This is a genomic window from Mesotoga sp. UBA6090 (genome assembly GCF_002435945.1).
Lineage (GTDB): Bacteria > Thermotogota > Thermotogae > Petrotogales > Kosmotogaceae > Mesotoga.
In genome coordinates this window covers 1-19,433 of record NZ_DIXC01000061.1, presented here as the reverse complement: position 1 = coordinate 19,433, position 19,433 = coordinate 1, and the positions used below count along the sequence as shown (strand labels likewise).

23 protein-coding genes are annotated in these 19,433 nt (G+C 45.3%); 21 read left to right on the top strand and 2 right to left on the bottom strand.

Annotated elements, in window-relative coordinates:
• Positions 1-105: 105 nt before the first annotated feature.
• Positions 106-1,212, bottom strand: coding sequence for a hypothetical protein (locus B3K42_RS10035; RefSeq protein ID WP_110990988.1), 1,107 nt, complete (start codon positions 1,210-1,212; stop codon positions 106-108).
• 362 nt (positions 1,213-1,574) lie between these two features.
• Here B3K42_RS10035 and B3K42_RS10030 point away from each other — a divergent pair, with 362 nt between their 5' ends.
• From B3K42_RS10030 to B3K42_RS09950, 17 genes are all read left to right on the top strand, one after another.
• Positions 1,575-1,949 (top strand): hypothetical protein, encoded by a 375-nt coding sequence (locus B3K42_RS10030; protein ID WP_110990989.1) that lies wholly within the window; start codon positions 1,575-1,577, stop codon positions 1,947-1,949.
• A gap of 219 nt (positions 1,950-2,168) precedes the next feature.
• Entirely contained in the window at positions 2,169-2,882 is a 714-nt protein-coding gene (locus tag B3K42_RS10025) for a histidine phosphatase family protein (RefSeq protein ID WP_110990990.1), read from the top strand.
• Complete coding sequence (locus tag B3K42_RS10020) at positions 2,883-3,701, top strand: formylglycine-generating enzyme family protein (protein ID WP_110990991.1); 819 nt, start codon at positions 2,883-2,885, stop codon at positions 3,699-3,701.
• A 279-nt stretch (positions 3,702-3,980) separates the two neighbouring features.
• Complete coding sequence (locus tag B3K42_RS10015) at positions 3,981-4,718, top strand: class I fructose-bisphosphate aldolase (RefSeq protein ID WP_110990992.1); 738 nt, start codon at positions 3,981-3,983, stop codon at positions 4,716-4,718.
• Positions 4,719-4,738: 20 nt separating this feature from the next.
• Complete coding sequence (locus B3K42_RS10010) at positions 4,739-6,343, top strand: metallophosphoesterase family protein (RefSeq protein WP_110990993.1); 1,605 nt, start codon at positions 4,739-4,741, stop codon at positions 6,341-6,343.
• Positions 6,344-6,357: 14 nt separating this feature from the next.
• Positions 6,358-6,855: a molybdopterin-dependent oxidoreductase gene (locus B3K42_RS10005; protein WP_110990994.1), complete on the top strand. Its 498-nt coding sequence runs from the start codon at positions 6,358-6,360 to the stop codon at positions 6,853-6,855.
• A gap of 53 nt (positions 6,856-6,908) precedes the next feature.
• Positions 6,909-7,919, top strand: coding sequence for an alcohol dehydrogenase catalytic domain-containing protein (locus B3K42_RS10000; RefSeq protein WP_110990995.1), 1,011 nt, complete (start codon positions 6,909-6,911; stop codon positions 7,917-7,919).
• A gap of 11 nt (positions 7,920-7,930) precedes the next feature.
• Positions 7,931-9,184 (top strand): ABC transporter substrate-binding protein, encoded by a 1,254-nt coding sequence (locus tag B3K42_RS09995; protein WP_110990996.1) that lies wholly within the window; start codon positions 7,931-7,933, stop codon positions 9,182-9,184.
• 240 nt (positions 9,185-9,424) lie between these two features.
• Entirely contained in the window at positions 9,425-10,243 is an 819-nt protein-coding gene (locus B3K42_RS09990) for a carbohydrate ABC transporter permease (RefSeq protein WP_110990997.1), read from the top strand.
• Positions 10,233-11,060, top strand: a complete 828-nt coding sequence (locus B3K42_RS09985; protein ID WP_110990998.1) for a carbohydrate ABC transporter permease — start codon at positions 10,233-10,235, stop codon at positions 11,058-11,060. The genes B3K42_RS09990 and B3K42_RS09985 overlap by 11 nt, the downstream gene beginning before the upstream one ends.
• Positions 11,057-11,890 (top strand): carbohydrate kinase family protein, encoded by an 834-nt coding sequence (locus B3K42_RS09980; protein WP_181419118.1) that lies wholly within the window; start codon positions 11,057-11,059, stop codon positions 11,888-11,890. Before B3K42_RS09985 ends, B3K42_RS09980 begins: the two co-directional genes overlap by 4 nt.
• Positions 11,887-12,834, top strand: coding sequence for a sugar-binding transcriptional regulator (locus B3K42_RS09975; RefSeq protein ID WP_110990999.1), 948 nt, complete (start codon positions 11,887-11,889; stop codon positions 12,832-12,834). Before B3K42_RS09980 ends, B3K42_RS09975 begins: the two co-directional genes overlap by 4 nt.
• 1 nt (position 12,835) lies before the next feature.
• Positions 12,836-13,807: a diacylglycerol kinase family protein gene (locus B3K42_RS09970; RefSeq protein ID WP_110991000.1), complete on the top strand. Its 972-nt coding sequence runs from the start codon at positions 12,836-12,838 to the stop codon at positions 13,805-13,807.
• Positions 13,804-14,784, top strand: coding sequence for an ADP-ribosylglycohydrolase family protein (locus B3K42_RS09965; RefSeq protein WP_110991001.1), 981 nt, complete (start codon positions 13,804-13,806; stop codon positions 14,782-14,784). Before B3K42_RS09970 ends, B3K42_RS09965 begins: the two co-directional genes overlap by 4 nt.
• Entirely contained in the window at positions 14,777-15,958 is a 1,182-nt protein-coding gene (locus B3K42_RS09960) for an MFS transporter (protein ID WP_110991002.1), read from the top strand. The genes B3K42_RS09965 and B3K42_RS09960 overlap by 8 nt, the downstream gene beginning before the upstream one ends.
• 523 nt (positions 15,959-16,481) lie before the next feature.
• Positions 16,482-16,751, top strand: a complete 270-nt coding sequence (locus tag B3K42_RS09955; protein WP_258367409.1) for a hypothetical protein — start codon at positions 16,482-16,484, stop codon at positions 16,749-16,751.
• A gap of 20 nt (positions 16,752-16,771) precedes the next feature.
• On the top strand, positions 16,772-17,272 hold the full coding sequence (locus B3K42_RS09950; protein ID WP_110991003.1) for a hypothetical protein: 501 nt from the start codon (positions 16,772-16,774) through the stop codon (positions 17,270-17,272).
• Between the two features lie 52 nt (positions 17,273-17,324).
• Here the strand turns inward: B3K42_RS09950 and B3K42_RS09945 are convergent, their stop codons facing one another.
• Positions 17,325-17,759, bottom strand: a complete 435-nt coding sequence (locus B3K42_RS09945; protein WP_110991004.1) for a hypothetical protein — start codon at positions 17,757-17,759, stop codon at positions 17,325-17,327.
• 217 nt (positions 17,760-17,976) lie between these two features.
• Between B3K42_RS09945 and B3K42_RS09940 the strand changes: the two genes are divergently transcribed.
• The 4 genes from B3K42_RS09940 to B3K42_RS09925 all read left to right on the top strand — a co-directional run bounded on the left by B3K42_RS09940 (position 17,977) and on the right by B3K42_RS09925 (position 19,422).
• Complete coding sequence (locus B3K42_RS09940) at positions 17,977-18,237, top strand: NAD(P)-binding protein (protein WP_258367412.1); 261 nt, start codon at positions 17,977-17,979, stop codon at positions 18,235-18,237.
• Between the two features lie 92 nt (positions 18,238-18,329).
• Positions 18,330-18,749, top strand: coding sequence for a hypothetical protein (locus B3K42_RS09935; RefSeq protein WP_258367413.1), 420 nt, complete (start codon positions 18,330-18,332; stop codon positions 18,747-18,749).
• 131 nt (positions 18,750-18,880) lie between these two features.
• Positions 18,881-19,198 carry a hypothetical protein gene (locus B3K42_RS09930; protein WP_292598574.1) on the top strand — a complete coding sequence of 106 codons (318 nt, stop codon included), beginning with the start codon at positions 18,881-18,883 and terminating at the stop codon, positions 19,196-19,198.
• Positions 19,195-19,422 carry a hypothetical protein gene (locus tag B3K42_RS09925; protein WP_258367416.1) on the top strand — a complete coding sequence of 76 codons (228 nt, stop codon included), beginning with the start codon at positions 19,195-19,197 and terminating at the stop codon, positions 19,420-19,422. The genes B3K42_RS09930 and B3K42_RS09925 overlap by 4 nt, the downstream gene beginning before the upstream one ends.
• The last annotated feature ends 11 nt before the right edge of the window (positions 19,423-19,433 follow it).

Here is a 19,433-nt window from a genome sequence, read left to right as displayed (position 1 = left end):
TGGAAACCGAGTTTCCGGTATGAACCAATCCAACTGCTTTTTTCCTCTGAATTTAATTGATTAGCTTTGAGAATTCTCTAGCAGCTATTTGGTTTCCATCTCCTTTTATATTTTATCTATAGCAAACAAAACATAAAGCAAGTACAGAAGCACTGTCCCATTAGCCGCCAAAACTACACCAATGACCAATCCCGGCAAGAGATGAGAGATCAGCATTGAGAGACCGAATGTAATCGCAAGAACATTCAGAATCAGTTGAGAAACGGTCAACTTCACCAGTATCTTCGGAATCTTACCTTTCTGTCGCTCCGTACTGCTCGCCCGCTGTCCAAGAAATTTGCCGATTGAAATCGCTCCACCTAGAATGTTCAGAACACCAACAAGAACGGTCAGAGGATACACTAGAACCTCAGGAATGATACAAGACACGGTTCCCAGTGCTGCGAATAAAAACCCTATTAGGATAACAGGTAGCGACCTGGGAAAGACCCCTATCGGGGTGCTTCCCGAGGCAATCATCTGGATAGCGAAAATCATCATCAGCAGTCCAAGCTGGGCACTTCCAGAAAACGGAAGGAGTCCGAGATTGACTGGAATCAGTAACACGCCCAGAATAATCATAAAAACGCTTGTAAAAAGAATCATAGCTCTGTCGATGGGGAGTTCGACTTCTCCGTCTTTCCTCTCTTTCTCTCTCGGGTAAGCGCTGAATATCCTTCTCAGAACCACTGAGAGATATGCGATTGCGGCTCCATAGATCAGAATGATTATCGCCGTCATCTGAACACTTAACAGGCTCTGATTCCAAAGAAGTATCGAAATGAGAATCGATGAAACGTATGCCACCGTGCTTCCGGCGATCAAGTGTCTGAATATACCACCATATTCGGACCAGACTCTGAGCTTATCCTTCGACAGGATCATTTGAAGAAGCAAGAGAACTCCTCCCGGGCCAAAGAAAAGGAATAGCACAAGCCTGGGAATATCATTGAAGGCATCTGGAATGAAACAGGTTATCGTTCCAATTCCACCAACGATAAGCCCTGACAACACGACAAGCTTTGATCTTTTCAGGTCGCCAAAGGGCGTTTTCCCCATTGAGATGATCTGCAGGGAGAACATCACAAGTAGCAGACCGTAAAGACCGTTCTCATAGTAGGGAAGTCCTCCGGTTGCCACTGGAAAAAGCAGTATCCCCGTAATAAGAAGCATTAGCCCGGCCTCTAATTCATGTTAATTAGATCACAATGCCTAATGAACTTCCAAGCAAAAATGAATCCATCACAACATGAGCAATAAGCTTAATGTTGAAGTAATATCAGCATAAATTATGTCGCTTCCACATGATATTGTGCCCGAGGCCTCTGCTTCATAGTTTCTTTTTAACTACACGGAATTGCTATATTTGATCAGTAGTGCTATCGTCTTTTCTCATAGATAATCGCTGTTCAGCAGCGACTAAGATTCCCCATTCAAAGCTTAATTCACTGTATAATTGGAGCAAATTCGCGCTCTTTGTAGATTCCGTAGTTATCCCAAGAAAGAATGCGCTTTTTACACGGAGGGGATGGAGAATGAAGAAACGCTTTTTGACCGCACTCTCGATATTGGCGATAATCTTCCTTGCATCTGGGTGTCTGTTCTTTGGACTTCCTAATTTGAATGGAAGCTGGGATGTTGTAATGACTTATTCAGGTGGAGCTTCGAAGACAGCTACTTTTCATGTTGAGCAGCACCTAGTTTACAATTACAGGGGCGGATTCTGTCTTGATTCAACCTGTAAAGAGCTTTTTGGGATGATCTCCAACGATCATAAGGTAAATATCAACACCTGGACCTCTGAAAGCGAAATAGATTTTGCTGGAGTCGCTGAGAAAGGAACAATGTCGGGAACCTTCACTAGATTCGAACCTTCAGCCGAAGGAACATGGGAGGCAACTAGACGTTAAGCCGACATATTCGTAAAATCAGCAAGTGGGTAAGAGCTATCTTTATAAAACTGCCTTAGAATCAAGATATTCATCTCACATATTGACCTCTGGAGCCCAAGTCTTATCAAAACGGGTCGAGCACTCTGAGTTATCGCATAATACTCTGTGAGTTTTGACCAAAAAACCTTCAGACCAAATCTGTTATCATCTTCTTGAGTAACTTCATGGAGGCAAAAAATGACAACAATATATCTGATGCGCCACGGCCAGAGTCAGGCAAATATTGAGAGGATATTCGCAAATAGCAATGAAGGTTTCCCGCTTACAAAAGAAGGGATACGGCAGGCCGAAATGGCAGCGCGCTATTTGAGATTAAAAAACATAAGCAGGATATATTCCTCGCCGATATTGAGAGCAATGGAGACATCGAGTATAGTCTCTTCTGAATTGGAAATCGAAGCCACACCCATGAACGAGATCAGGGAGTTTCACGTCGGTGAACTTGAGGGCAAGTTGATTGAAGGCGAAGCAAGTAGCGCATTCCTAAAACTTGTCAGAAACTGGATTGGGGGCAAGGAAGATGAGCGAATTCCCGAGGGTGAGAGTCATAGACAAGTCATCGGACGATTCTGGAAAGCGATGAATACTTTCGTCGATGAATGTCCCGCGGGAGAGGTTCTGGCCGTCAGTCACGGAGGCTTTCTCTCAATGACACTTCCCTTCGTCTGCAGCGGGATTGACCCGGAGCACTTCTTCTCGAGATCAGGTGTCTCGATAGACAACTGTGCAATTACAACGGTGAAAGCATATAGATATGGCAATTCGATTTCTCTGGAGCTTCTAGACTGGGCAAACACGTCTCATATGGAAATGGATTTCGAAAAGGAACCGGTAGAGAATGTCTGGAACTCAGAAGATCTAAGGAAAGATAATTTCAGAAGGAGGATCTAAATGTATAGACTATTCTTGACATTCATAATTGTTCTTCTTGCCGCTTCTTTAAGCGCTTCATTGCCGGAACAGATTCTCGTCAACGGCGGACGCTTTCTCATGGGAACCACATGGAGAGAGGAAGGCGTTGATTATGAGCCGGTTCGACAGATCCATCTGAATTATGATTACTATATTGGGAAGTTCGAAGTTACCTACGACGAGTTCGATACTTTCTGTGAGGAAACCGGAAGAACCATTCCTTACGATTCCGGTTGGGGAAGAGGCTCCAGCCCAGCAATCAACGTGAGTTGGTGGGACGCAATTGCTTACTGCAACTGGTTGAGCCTTAAGGAAGGGCTTCCTAATGCTTACGACTCTGAGGGAAATTTCCTTGATGGAAGGGGCAAGAGAACGACTGATCCCTCCGAAGTTAAGGGCTACAGACTTCCAACAGACGCAGAGTGGGAATTTGCAGCTAGAGGCGGTAACAATAGCAAAGGATATACAAGATCTGGAGGGAACTCGGTTGACTCGGTCGCCTGGTATAAGTCTAACTCCGAAAGCATGACCCATCCGGTAGGAACCAAGGCTCCAAATGAATTGGGAATTTACGATATGTCGGGAAATGTCTGGGAATGGGTTAGTGATTATCATACAGACTACTCTTCGTCAGATGAAACGAATCCCTATGTTTACACCTTCTCAGCTTACAGAGTTAAAAGAGGAGGCAGCTGGATAGACTGTCCCGCTGGTGTGAGCATCGATGTGAGATCGAAAGGTTTGCCGGGTCACACTATTACAAATCTCGGTTTCAGAATCTGTAGAACAGCAAAGTAAAGGCTTCTTCAACAATCTTCATTCCATCATAGAACCGTGTCTGGAATCATCTGGTGTCAAAGCTAACCCAGAACTAAATTGCCTTCTGCAGTAGAAGAGAACGGAAATTGAACAGTAGTACACCTTCATGGGTCCAAACGCCGAAACCAATTTTCACTCCTATTCCTAATTGTTCACCCAAAATAAAACTGCCAAATCCTTCGCTTTGATTTTGTTTTTCAGAAAGAATGTACTATAATCTAGGCACATATGTTCTGAACAAATGATAGGAGAGATGTCATGACGGGAAAACTGATTAGAATGAGCCGGATACTCAGAGAAGACGGAAAAACTGTGATCGTCGCTCTGGATCACGGGCAGTTCCAGGGTCCGATAGAAGGCATCAGAGATATCAGGAGGACATTGAGCAACATAGTTGCTAGCCGGCCCGATGCGATGATTCTAAATCCAGGCGTCATCGAAAAGAACGGAGATTTGCTTGGAGGAAAGGTTTCGATTCTATGCAGAATAACGGGGGCCTCTACTAACTACTCCACAAAGTTTGACTACCACAGAATTACTACTTCCGTCGAACACGCGTTATCAATAGGAGCAGACGGAGTCGTTGTTATGGGATTCATAGGAGGCGATGGTGAAAATGCGTCGCTTGAAATTATCGGAAAAGTGGCAGAAGAATGCAGCAAGCTAGGAATGCCATTGATTACTGAAATGCTTCCGCAGGCCATGGATCACTTCACTGACCCCGAATATATTGCACTCGGAGCCAGGGTCGCCTATGAACTGGGCGCCGATCTGATAAAGGTCTATTACACGGGCTTTGAGTCATTTACGAAGGTTCTGGAATCAGTCCCTGTGCCCGTCGTGATTGCCGGCGGGCCGAAGGGAAAGGATGCCTTTGAAATGGCAAAGGAGGCTCTGGAGCTCGGCGCGATGGGAGTTGCTTACGGCAGAAATGTATTTCAGGCCGATGACCAGACTGAATATGTCGAAAAGCTTTTGAAAACTGTTCACGGCTAGACCGAAATGAGGGGACGTTTATGAAGAAAGCACTCTTGATGGTTTTCTTATTTCTTTTTCTCAGCGCTGTTTTTGCAATTGAGGGCCATGTGTTTGTTGATCTGAACTCAAACCGGATACTCGACCCAGAGGATCAGACCGTTCAGGGTTGCCTTATTTCGAACGGAATTGAGATAGTATCTTCAGACAGTGACGGGTTCTACAACATCTCTGATTCGGATGGCTTCGTATTCTTGATTAAGCCCGACGGTTATGTATGCAGCGAGTGGTATGTTAGAGGAGTCGAAAGTCACGACTTCTTGCTGACGCCGGTTGTGGAGAACGGCGTCTTCGCCGTTGTAAACGATATTCACTACGCGGATGATCCAGACCTCTTCTATGAATCTCTAGGGGACAGAGAGATGGTCGACAACCCAGATGAATACATGACTAAACTAGTTTCGATTCTCGAAACAATAAGTCCCGATTTCATCGTCTGCAACGGTGACATGGGAGCAAGCATCAAGGACATCGACGATGAGACTGCAACCAGATGGGCTACTAAGGTGAAAGACTATCTCACGGTCGGAGACATCCCAGTTTACTACTCAATTGGAAATCATGAGACAAACCGGAGGAAGGCCGATTCGTACGATATTTTTCACAACGTCTACGGACCTAAGTATTATTCTTTCAACAGCTTTGGAACGCACTACATTGTACTCAATACTCATAATGTGCTCGATGGCAGCTTCATCTACGAGATCGACTCAGTGCAGCTCGAATGGCTAAAAAGAGATATAGAATCTGTCCCTCTCAATACCAGAATAATTGTTTTCTCTCATGAACCGATATTCAATCTGGCAAAGACCGACAATTATTATGAAATGATGCAGATCTTTGCAGACGACTGTTCATATCACATCAGCGGCCATAGACATACTATGATAGAGTACTTCGATGCCCCTTTTGTTGAGCTAACCTGCGGCGCCGTTTCTGGAGCTTGGTGGGAAGGTCCTTCCCCAACGGGTGACGAATATGGATTCACGCTTTTTGAAATGAAGAGAAGCGATTTGAATTACAGCTTCGTAACTCTTACAGACGATTATTCCGGGTGGTTCGACATGAGCAGAGAGACTCCCTATTCCGGAGTGGAGTATATCCGATTCTGCACATTTCCTTCAGTATCGGACGATATTGAAGTACTTCTCAATGATCGTGTCTTCGAATGTGATGTTTTGAAGAGAGAGATGAGGTTCTGGAGCGAGTACCATTTCAACGTTAATCTCTCTTCCTTTCCAGATGGCCTAAACGAGATTGTTGTGCGCGTCGGAGACAAAGAATTCAGAAAGAAGCTCTTCGTCAGAAATGCGCCGGTAGATATCAAATCTATGAAAACCAATCCAGAATACTTCGAGGGATCTCTTGTGCTCGTCTCAAATTGTTCCAATACCGGTCAGTGGGGTACAACCTACACATTTAACGATGGTAGCGATACTTTCATGGTTCAAATAACCAATCTGGACATTCCATTTGCCATTTCCAAAGATGAGAAGTACTCTCTCTACGGAATCTTTAGAAACAGCGAGAGAGTGGTCGATCCGATCAAGCTGTTGGTGGCCGAGGGAATTGTTCAGGAAGAATAAGGAGGGGAATACGTATGAAGAAAACCTTACTGGTTGTTCTTGCGGCAATGCTTCTTATTTCGACCGCGGTGATCGCAAATCCCGTACTCAAGATCAGCGGCGTGATCGCACTGAGAAATGAGGAAGGCGTCTGGCAACTCACACTTGACGAGTTCAAAGAACTGCCCCAAACCGAGTTCTTTGTGACCGATCCGTGGATGGGAGACAAGACATATGTTGGAGTGGCTCTCGCCGATCTGTTGAAGTTCGTGGGAGTTCCTTCTGGAACAAAGAATGTTGTTCTGGTATGCTCCGACGAGAAAGAGTTCGCAGTCTCTTACGAGGATGCATTGAAGTTTCCGATAATGCTGACTCACTCAACCAGATCGGGCGAAAACCTTAGGGCTCTTCCTGCGAGCCAGGGTGGCCCCATAAAGCTTGCATATCCGATCAACGACTTCCCGGAGATCACCGACAAGTATCCGTCTGACAACTGGGCATGGTACGTAATCGAAGTTAGGGCTGAGATGTGATTTCGTGATGGGGGAGGCAACTCCCCCGTTATCTGCAATAAGAGGTGGTTCATTTGAAGGCAGCAATCTACAAGGGCATCGGGAAGATCGAAATCGATGATATAAGCAAGCCCGTTATCCAGGCAGACGAAGGTCTTGTGAAGATAGGTATGGTTGGCGTCTGTGGCACGGATATAAAGACATTCAACAAAGGCCATCACATGTTCAAACCGCCTTGCATTCTAGGGCATGAGTTCACCGGAGAGATAGTTGAAAAAGGAGCGTCGGTAGACTACGATTTCGGTGATACCAGCTATGTGATTGCTCCATACATAGAGTGCGGCAAATGTGAAATGTGCCAGAAAGGAGTTCCCGAACTCTGCTCAAAGAAGCATTGGGTCGAAGGAGCATTCACCGAGTATGTGAAAGTGCCATTAGAAATCCTGAAAAGGGCAACTCTGAAGATCCCGGATCATGTCCCCGAGAGTACCGCAACCCTGACAGAACCGCTCGCCTGCGCAATTCATGGCATAGACAAAGCCAGGATAACCCCCGAAGACAGAGTCCTGGTTGTTGGAAGCGGTCCTATGGGATTGCTCCTTGGAAACGCTCTGAAAAACATGAAATGTGAGACATACATTTCCGATATCGATGAGAACAGGCTATCTATGGCTGAGAACTGTGGCCTCAAGACGATAGACTTCAGTGAGTCTGGTTTCGAAAGCTTCAAGAACAGTGATCCTCGCTTCGATTCAATTATCCTTGCAAATGACAGAAAGGAACTTGTCGATTCGCTTCTGCCTTTCGTCCATCCAGGCGGAACATTTGAGTTGTTTGGTGGAATGTCGAGAGACGCGGTCCTGGAGATAGATCCTTACTTTATTCACTATAAAGAGATAGACCTCGTCGGCGCTTTTGGTTTCTCCGAGAAGGATTTCAAGAAGGCCTTCGGCTTCATCACCAGTGATCCAGATTCTTTTTCTAAACTGATTTCCAAAGTATGGGACCTCGAGAATATTGTAGAAGCTTTCAAAGACGCTACAGATAAGACCAAAGCCAAGATTGTCGTAAAGGTCTCAAGCTAGGAGGGATTTGAGTGAAGAAGGTATTTGTCATTTCATTGCTTCTAATAATTACCGAGGCGGTCTTCGCCATTACCCTGGACTTTTACTGTCTTGCCTGGCAACCTGCAGCCGTTGACAAGATATACGATCTGGTCGATATATGGAACATGGATAATCCGGATATTCAGGTGAACATTATCTGGGGCACCTGGGAGTCTTCAGACCAGTATCTGCTGACAAGTTTTCAAGGCGGAAACGCGCCGGACGTCTTCCACACTGACGCCGAGAAATTCCGAGAATATGGAATGATGGGATATGCAGCCCCCCTTAACAGTTACGTCACTGACGACATGATTGACGACATCCCGGCCCATATATTCGAAGACTGCTACGATTTCAGTGGCAATCTATACGGGATCCCCTGGTGTCAGGAAACACAGGTAATCTTCTACAACAAGGACATATTCGAAGAAAACGGAATTAGATTACCTCTCGACAGAATGATTTCGTGGGAACAGCTGCTCGATATTGCTCAAAGCGTTACAAAGAAAGATGAAAACGGGAAAGTAATAACCTGGGGAATCCTTGCTCCACTAATGGAGAGGTTTCACTGGACGTTGATCGCTCAGAAAAACGGAACGGTACTCACGAAGGACAGCAATCATAAATGGAAGGTCGAGATCAATGATGGAGCAAGAGAAGCAATACAGTTCTACCTTTCACTGATAACTGAACACCAAGTGATGCCTAGAGACGTTATAAGTATAGATTATACTTCCCTCATGCAGGGATTCATAAACGGGAAGTACGCAATGGTTACCTTCGGTTGCTGGAATAGACGCTTTTTGCTTCAGAACAAAGGCTTTGACTGGGGTATGCTTCTTGTCAAGAACGGTGACAACAGGATCAATGCGTCCGACCCCCAGGCTTTTGGCATCTCGAAGCTGTCCAAGCACAAGGATGAGGCCTTTGCCTTCATAGAGTTCATGACAAATACTGAAAACTCCGCAGAGATAAGCTACAGTGATTATCTCTTTCCTGTCAGAGAGTCATCTCTAGAGGATCCGAGATTCAGCTCTCCGGAAAATGAATGGGACATCGCAAAAGCCTGGCTCCAATACTCAGACAACGTTAAGCCTGGAATGCCCGGATTTTATACTTTCGAATGGAAAGTGTTCGTTCCAAATCTAGAAAAGGTCATCCTCGGTAGCATGACTTTGGATGCCGCGCTGAAGGATACAGTTACTGAGGGAAACAAAATGCTGAAGAAACTCGGGCTTCAATGATTTGTTGCAACTGAAGGAAACTGAAAGGAATACCCTGGAGAAGCTGGAAAGACTTTTTGATCTTGGTTTTTTGAGACGTTCCTTTCATGATTTTTACATTAGTTAGAGTGTATTCGCCAGTATACGGTAATACTGGCAATCGATGAGATACATACTACCGATTCACTCGGTAACTACCGGGAGTGATGACATATAAGAAAGAGCGAAACTGCGAAAGCACTGCCATATATACTGCCAGTATTGATAGTAGTAGCGCTAATAAGCGTATACCCATTTGTCAACGGGATATACAACAGCTTCTTCTCCGATGCTGTCTTCGGAGGAGGAAGGTACTTCTCCGGCCTTGAGAATTTCAGAGACCTGATGTCAGACAACCTTTTTTGGACCGGCCTTAAGAACAACCTTATATGGTCTGCCGCCTGTGTTGGGTTTGAACTTGTTCTAGGTATGTTAATAGCTCTGCTGCTCAACCTGCCATACATAAAGCTAAGAGGTCTGTACAGAGCGCTGATCCTTCTACCTTGGGCAACAACCCCGGTTGTTGCGGCACTTATTTGGAGATACATCTTCGGAGTTATGGGACCTATGAATTCCTTTCTGAATGCGGTGGGCTTTGCAAATCCTCCAAACTGGCTGATAACTCCGGGATATTCTCTCTTCGCCTGTATAGTCGCAAACATATGGATAGGCCTACCGTTCGTTATTGTAACTCTTTTGGCGGGATTGCAGTCCCTACCTTCTGATGTATACGAGGCTGCCGAGATAGATGGTGCCGGAGTATTCAAGAGGTTCTTCCATCTGACTCTGCCTTTGATGAAGAGCCTGATCCTGATTCTTGTTACTCTGAACACTATCTGGACGTTCAATATGTTCGACATAGTCTACTCTATGACCAACGGCGGACCGGGGAACTCTTCAATGCTACTGTCGCTGTATTCTTATCAAAATGCTTTCGCCTACTTTCAGCAAGGATACGCCTCTGCGATCGGCGTCATTTGTTTGCTTATACTCCTTCTACCTGTGGCTTTCTATATAAGGGAGGTAAGAAATGAGGCCTAAAAGAAGCGTAGTAATAACGATGAACATCGTAGCGTTTTTGGTGGTTCTGTTGATCCTCTCTCCTCTCTTGATGCTAGTACTAAACTCTTTCAGAGAGACTATGGATATTTATCAGAATCCTCTAAAGCTTCCGGAGAAATTCTATCTGGGTAACTACACGAAGATCTTCCAGAGCACCAGTTTCGGCAGGAACTTCGCAAACAGCATGACGGTTACGCTAGTCACCGTTCTACTCTGCATAGTTATCACTACACTGGCAGGGTATGCAATGTCCAGATTTAATTTCAAGGGCAAGAACCCTTTGATACTATGGCTTCTGGCTTCCCAGGCTTTCCCGGGAATTTTAATGATTATCGGTCTCTTTTCTCTCCTGAACAGATATTCCCTTCAGAACAACCCCCTGGGCCTGATTATTCTATACACTACCTTTACTATCCCGTTCTGCAGCTGGTTGCTAAAGGGGTACTTCGATGAAATTCCCCAGGCGCTTGAAGAAGCTGCAATGATAGATGGCTGTAATCGATTTCAGGCAATGAGAAAGATAATTGTGCCAATGGCAGTTCCGGGGATAGTTGCTGTCGGAACGTTTGCGTTTCTTCTCTCTTGGAACGAATTCTTTTTCGCGCTTGTGATAATGAGAGAGAATGCGAATTATACCCTTCCCGTTTTCCTTTCAAGATTTGTTGGAACCGGAGGTGCCGTTGAATGGGGTGCACTTTCGGCAGGTGCTCTCATCACTGCTCTTCCTCCTATCCTTCTATTTCTTCTCTCGCAGAAGTATTTGATCGGAGGCCTTACGAGAGGTGCCATCAAATGAGAATCGCTGTTATCGGAGCCGCCTCGATCGACAAGTACTTGATTCTCGATTCATTTCCAGAAAGAGATTCTATGGTATTTACAAGAAGCACACATGATTTCATCGGAGGCTCTGGAGCAAACATAGCTTTGAATCTCTCGCGTTGCGCTGAAACGGATTTCTACTTTGGAACGGGAAATGATTTAGCTTCGGAGTGGATTCTAAAGAGACTCTCTTTGTCAAGCATGAATCTTAGCTACGCTGTAGAGAATGGGGCTGGTGCTGAAACAATAGTTATGCTAGATTCTAGAGGAGAGAGAAGAATCATATCACTCGGGGGTAATGCACTATTTCGAGGTGTGATCGACGACAAGAGATACAATGCGATTTGCGTGGCGGATAGTTTCAAAGAAGTGGCGCTCGATGCATTCCGAAAGACAGGTGAATCTCTGAAGGTCTATGTACCTGGTGGTTGTGGTCTGTATTTTGGAGTCGATACCGTTGTTGAGGTAGCTTGTTTATCGGATTTCACCATCTTGTCTGAAGGTGAAGCAGAGAACCTTCAGACAAGGATCAGTGAGATCTCTTCGAATATTGTAATAACCAGAGGATCCGCTTCAACGATCTGGATAGACAGAAACAAGAACCGCCGCTACTTCGAGGTTGAAGGAATCGCTGAAGAAATCTTGGATACTACGGGAGCCGGTGACGCTTTTGCCGCAGGATTCATTGAGAAGTTCACGAAGTGCGGTGATCCAGTCCAGAGCATCTACCACGGCCACAAAAAGGCGGCAGAAGCGATTTCTGTTTTTGGACCCAACCTCGTGGAAGGGAGGAAAGATCTAGGATGAAAGGGCTAATGGCCGATAGAGATACAATGATGAAAGTGTGCAAACTCTACTATCTTGAAGACAAGACACAGAGCGAAATTGCCAGATTAGTTGGAATATCCAGGCCCCAGGTCAGCAGGTTGCTCACAAAAGCCAAGAGCGAGGGAGTCGTCAGGATAGAGATTGATTCGGGAAAAGTGGAGAATCTCGAAGAGATTTCAATAGAGATGAAAGAGAGATTCGGACTAAAGAACGCCATCGTTGCAGACGAAGCAGCGGATGGAGAAACCATCACTTCAATTGCGATGTCTGCTGCGAAATTTCTTCCGGAATACGTGAAAGACGGAGAGCTAGTAGGTATCTCATGGGGCCGAACGCTGTACGAGACAGTTGAAAGAGTCCTGTTCAACGGAGAGCTTCCAAACACAACATTCATACCTCTAATCGGCGGTGTCGGCCAGTTGCGTCACGAGTATCAAATGAATTCAATTGTTGAGAAGATTGCGAATTCCTTTCACAGTAACCGTTACTATCTCTTCGCTCCAGCCTTCATAGAAAACGCGAAGACTCTAAACATGATGCTCGAAGACAGTTCTATAAGATTCATGTCGGAGATGTGGAAGAGGTTGGATCTGGCCATTGTTGGGATAGGGGAACCCATATCTCTGTCCAACGCCTTCAAGAACATATACGATAAGGAGTTCCTTGCCAACCTTATGAAACACGCGGCGGTTGGCGACATAGCGGCGAGATTTTTCAACGCGGACGGAGAGCCTTGCGTTTCCGGAAATGAGAATATTCTGGGGATATCTCTTGAGGAGCTGAAGGAAGTACCCGAGGTTATTGGGATTGCAGGTGGCAAGGAGAAGGCTCAGGCAATACATGCTTCAATAAAAGCCGGATACATCAATTCAATCGTAACGGACAGGAGTACGGCTCTTCAAATACTCCGAATGCAGGGGTAATATGAGAATAGGATTAGTTTACAATCCAAACTCTGGCAAGCTAGAGAAAGACGTTGATCTCACGAAGGCTCTCGCAGCGAAGCTTGAAGGATTGCATCTGTACTGCACCGAATCTAGCCATCTTCACCTAAGGGAGTATTTCGATCTGGAAGTAACCGGGTCAGAACGAATACACAATGACTACAGAGATACCGTAAACGCCGGGAAAGCCCTTTCGGAAATGAATCTGGTGATATCGATCGGAGGAGATGGAACTGCATCAGATGTTGTCGCCGGCATGCGTCAGACTGGAAGGCTTGCGCCAGTTGCGGGTGTGGCTTTAGGAACAGCCAATTGCGGACCACTAATTGCCTTCAGATCAGTCACGGATATACTTGACTTTGACTTCCTGAATATAAGGCCAAAATGGGTAACTGGACTAGACGTATTCGAAGAGGAATACATAAGTTCGGCATTCAACGATGTTGTCATTTCCGAAACTCTCATTTCGACAGTAGAAGGAGAGGCCTGCACTATCGATGCCTCAGACTTCTTCTACAGAAACAAGAGAACGCCTCGAGAACCCACATCAATTGCTTCAGCCGCAAGCAGATTGGAGATCAACGGAGAGGAGGTTTCGCCTCATTTTCGTACATCACAAATCATTATCTCTCCATTTTCCAAAGACACTAAGGGATTGTTTGCCTATAAGGCAGTAAGCGGCCTCCTTTGCTGGCTGCCTTACTCGAGCTGTAGCTCGGCAATGATTGTCTCTTCCAGACCGATAATAACTATGGTTGAACAGGGTGAAACGGTTACTGCGGAGCTCAAACAGTTCATCCTAGCTAACAAGGATACAGTGAGGTTATCCGGCTTCAAAGCTTTCTGCGTGATCGATGGGAATCCAAGGGTGGATCTTTCAGCGTTCAAGGGAATCGAAGTAAAAACAAATGAACGGGCTGGACTTTGTGTAGAAAGACGTGATACAAAATGAACAGGATTTTCAGGGCACTTGAAGCATTCGCAGTTGGCGATGCGATGGGAATGGTAACGGAATTCATGACCCGCCGGCAAATCTCTAGCAGATTCAGGTTCGTAAGTGATCTGCTGGAACCAAACCAATCGCTCATCCACAGAAACCTTGTAAGAGGCCAGATAACAGACGATACGGAGCAGGTGCTTTATTTGATAAAGCTCTACAGTAAGAAAAGAAACTTCTCACAGGAAACGGTCAAGGAAGCTCTTTGTAGATGGGCCGACGAGTGTGACCCTGTAGGAAAGGGCTACATAGGGCCAAGTACTAAGAGAGCTATCGAAGCCTTCAAGAACAAAGAGGACTTCGAGAGTTTAGGCACTACCAGCGGGGCTCCAATGAGAGTGCTTGCTCCAGTCTTATGCAGCCTCAACAAAAGTGAAAAACATCTAATTGAAGTAATAAGAGATTGCACGGTCCCTACTCATAACACGAATCTTGCTCTTGAAGCTTCCCTGGCAGTCGGATTCGCCTACTACTATGCAGCAAATGGGCTGGGTCCCAACGGGATTATCGAGGCTGCTATCAGAGGCTCGAGATTGTCTGAAAGACTCTCCTGCGCCGAATTCGTGGGACCTTCAGTCGGGGAAAGACTATCTGTGATCAGAGATCACATCGGCGGCGAATTGCCTGACCATTTTCTCGACAGAATCTACTATCTGTATGGCACGACTATGGAGGCTGTAGACGTAGCAGTTGCAGCGATTGCCATCGGCCTTTTCTGCAGAGATGATGTGTGGCAAGCAATAAGAATGGGTGCCTCGATCGGCGGGGACACCGATACCATTGCAGCAATAGCAGGCGCACTGTCTTCTCTCCAGGGCGAAACTAACAATATCCCTCACTTCATAACTCAGAGAGTATTGAAGGCAAACGAAAGTCTTGATCTGGAGAAGTATGTGAGATACGTAGAGGAGACTAGTGATATAGATGATTAAGCTATTGTCTGGAAGTGCCTCTGTGGGGATCATCTACGGAATCTTCAATTTCGTTCTGATACCGTATCTCAATGGCAAGTTTCACTCAACTGCTCTGGCTGGCAACCTCGTTTCATCCGGAATGATTATAACGATCTTCACTGGAATGCTGATCGGCTATCTTGGTGACCGAAGCAGGAAATATTTGTTCTTCATTAAAGGTCTCTTCATCATCGCAATTGCCAGCATGTTCATGCTTAGTACAGGCAATGAAATCTTGTTGGGCATTGCGGCCGTTGTTTTCACCATGTCGATATTCAGTCTTCTTACTCCATACTCTGCCCTTGTCAGCAACGTAAGCAAGCCCGGCAGAAAGGACAGAAACTATGGATTTATGATGGGTGTTATGAACATTGCGACCTTTCTCTGTTCCCTGTTCATTGGAGTCGCCCTTTCAAGAAGCGAAGAGACCGCATTTGTGATTTTCTCGATCGCCGCAGCTGTCCTAGTCATTCCGATTTTCTTCTTTCGTTCTGGTTCTCAAGTAGGCGATGCCGCTGTAGGTATTAGAGAAGAAGACTTGAGATTCAAAATTGACAGAAAGATAGTCTTTGTGATGATCTCTCAGTTTGGCTTATGGTTTTCCATGGGTGGGATACTTCCTTACTTGACCTCTTTCATCAGCAGTGATATTGGTGTGTCTCTTGGCACTGCATCGTCGATAATGGGAATATCAACTCTTGTGAGTGGCGTGACTTCTCTTATGACTGGCACTCTGAGCAAAATGCTAGGACAGAAAAGGCTGCACATTACAGCTCTTTCGATCCTAGCCTGCGTTTTCTTGTTCGTAAGTGTCTTCTACTCTGGATTCTTAAATCTAGGCCCACTTCTGATGCTGATCGTGTTGATTCTCTTTAGCTTTGCTTTGGGAATCGTTCTCGCCCTAAACGTGACAATAGTCTCAGATACGGTTTCCCTTGCAAATCAGGGAAAGATCTTCGGCCTAAATAACATAGTAATGGTGCTCTCTCAATCACTTGCCTTAAGTCTTATAGGTTCTTTGATAGCCATGAGCGGCTACAATCTGGCATTTGTTCTTGTCGCAGGAGGCTTTGCGGCTGCAATCGTGTTCTTTGTTATAAGCACGCTTAGCCATCGAAAACCAGTGTATGAGCATACTACGAGCAAGACATAGAAACAGACCCAGCGATAAAACTAAACTAATCGGCCTGGAGGATATTCACTACGTACTACTTCGCATCGACTTCAACTCTTTGTGAAGACGTTCGCATCTTTCGTACCAGAGCATTCTGTAATCCTCGTGGAGAATTATTCTGCAAACAAAGTCATAAGGTTGAAAATCTTTTACTCTAGGCACCAATTCATACATTCCTTATTTAGCTCAAGGTCCTGCTTCTCATCTGTTATCTAGACGAGCACTGAATCCTGACCTTCGATGATTGCCGCAACGGCTCTTGTATGCCCGTCGGTTATAGCAAGTCTTTCATCAAGATCAATGACCGGAATCGAAACACTCTTCACTCTGAATAGCTCTGAGTTTGGTAAACGATATATAAGGCTGACTGGGCTGCAAACCTCTGCTCTCCGGTTTCGTTGGAATAGATGTACTCGGTTTAGATTTACGATACGATTTTGGTCCGCTTTCGGTAGGAGTAGCAACTCCATTTCTCATGTTTACTCTTTCAGAGGACACTGGAGTGAAACCAACCTTCATTATTCCGGGAATAGCGTGGTATGGCTACATTGGGCTGAGACTTAATCTAGGTGCTTTTTACTTTAGAGGAGACATCGGCCATACTCTCGCCTTTGGGGAACAGGTGAAACTCGGCTTCTCACCAATCAGACAGGGAGTGGGAATGAACTTCAGTCCGAATTACTACACTGAATTGAACGCAGATGCCGTACTTCAGAACTTCAATGAGACTGTCGGGAAGATCTTTGACTTCAAGATAGGATACAGATTCTAAAAGCTGAAGAGGTGTCTAGATTGAAGAGATCTTTAGCAACCGCCATTTTGGTAACTGTGCTGGCAATCTCTTGTCTTTCGAGAAATCCAGCTGTTGAAACGTACAGAAATCTTTTCCACTCGGCCACTTATCTGGATATAGAGAGCTTCGGTCAAAATCTGACAACAGATAAGATCAATATATCAAGAAATGAGAAGCGAATGCTCCTAGATGGGGACATTCTCATATACCTGACAGATGAAGGCAGACTTGGAAAGATGCTAATACTTCAGCTCGACAGAGACGAAGACGGCTTTATGTATTTTGACTTTGTTACCTATGACCGGGAAGGCAAGATATCGATCGAAAAGCGAAATGTGAAGCTTCAGGCTTTATTCATTTATGATTTCGATAAAGGAATAATTCCCGAGAAGATCGAGGGAGTCGAGATAAGGTGGCACAGCATAGATGATTTGGAAATGTATCTCGTTCCCTGGACTCCTACGAAGCTCGGGGAATATCAAGTGGCAAAGATGAATTGAGAGGACAAGACAATTCTCAAAAGAAGTATTTTTGGCAGATTAAAAGAATCTTTTAGAACTGAAGCTGTACAAGAAATGTGGGAACTATCTTCAGGCTAGTATCGACAAAAAACTCCCCAGGCAAATTAACGGGAAACCCCAGTTCTGCACCGATAAGAAGCCTTCCGAAATCAGTGGAAAATCCGTAGCTTGCACCTGCGCGTGCAAGAAGGAGGCCTTCCATTTCACCAAGGTGAAAAAGGATTTCGGCCCCACCGTGAACTCTCCATGAGGCAAGGTCTTTGTATAGATAAAGTCCCGGCACCAACACGATCGAATCCTTGTCGAAGATGACTCCCGTCTTCACCTGAAATCCGAGAAGCCAAGTATCGAAGTTCACCGCAGCAAAGGGTTCAAAATGACCGTGAATCTTAACTCCGACACCGAAACCAATTCCAATGGCAGATACTGAAATAACAAGTACCAAAGCAAGACAGATAAACCTCATGAAAGCATACACCTCCTCGAATACTCCAATTCTACCTCAAATCGAACCATCATTTTTTGGATGCAGACCAAAGACTGTAGTCGCAAGCTAGTTGAATTAATGGACACCCTCAGGAGTGATAGAACTGGATTGTTAGTACCTATTCTTTCATCTACTCTCCATTACACTCAGAAGTGACGCTTCCAACTGTTTTCATGAAGGGTTTGAGGAGGCAAGGATGGCAAGAGTTTTGATTAACGGCGGCGGGATCGTTGGACTGGCCGCTGGGTGTTTTGCCAGAATGAAGGGATTCGACCCGGTAATACTTGAAAAGTCAAGCAGCCCTGGAGGTCTATGCACCTCATGGGATAGAGGCGGATATGTTTCGATGGCTGTATTCGTCGTCTTGCATGGCTTAAGCCAGGCACTCCACTTTACAATATGTGGAAGGACATGGGAGCGATGCCTTCGGATGTCTACTTTCCCGAGGAACTGGTGAAGGCGATAAACCAGGAGGCAATGAATTCACAGTATTTTGTGATCTTGAAAAGCATGAAAATGAAATGAAGAGAATCTCCCCCTGAAGACTCTATGCTTATAGAAGATTGCATAAATGCGATACGCAGGCTTTCGAACATTGACCTGATGGAGGTAGGCTTCTGGGGATTTAGAGACTGGTTGAGGAATCTCTTCACATTGATAAAGAACAGAAAGGTCTCGAAATACTCCATGATTTCATTCGCACAGAGGTTCAAGAGTCCAACCTCGAGAGCATTCTTTCCGGTAATCCAATATGGATGGGCAAGCATTCCACTCACCCTAAATCTGGGGAGATGGCCGGATCGGCGGGAAAAAATATCGCAGATACCTCGCGGGGGGTCGGCTGAATTTATTAACTCGGTTTTGGACAGATATAAATCACTTGGAGGCGAGATTCTTTCCAAAACAGCTGTGGAGAAAGTCATGAAAGATAGTGGAAGGGCTGTCGGAGTGAGGCATGAAAATGGTTAGGAGATCTCCGCTGACTATGTAGTTCAGACGCTTATGGCTACGATACATTCAAGAAACCTATAGATGACAGACACCTCATCGATCGTCTACGCTCAATGTATTCAAAGTATTCAAAGCCCGTAGACAGAATGATGATGGCTCTGCATGTATCTTTTGGCATTAACATGGACCTGTCACTCTTGCCGAATGCAATGTCCCTCTTTCTAGATGAACCAACTGAGATTGCAGCTGATAACTGCTCTATAGTCAACGTTATTAACTACAGCTACGACAAGAAATTGTCGCCGGAAGGGAAGACCAGTCTGAAAGTGATGTATGATACCTACTATTCTTACTGGGAAGAGCTTTCGAAGGATCAAAAGAAATATGAGGAAGAGAAAGAGAAGATCGCCAGCAGAACAATCGAGGCAATTGAAGGATTTATCCCAGGTATAAGAGCATTGAAGTGACCGATGTGGCAACACCTGTTAGCACACAGAGATTCACGTCGAACGCTCGAGGATATGGAAGTAAGGAGGACTTCCGATTTAGAGATACCCTAAAAGGGTTTCTTAACAAACCGATGACCCTGAAGACTCTAAAGAACTTCTTTGTGATAGGGCACTCTATTGGTGGAACAAATCTCTACGGCTGTGCGGCGATGGGCAGGAATACCGTTAAGACTCAACTTTGACAGCATGAAAT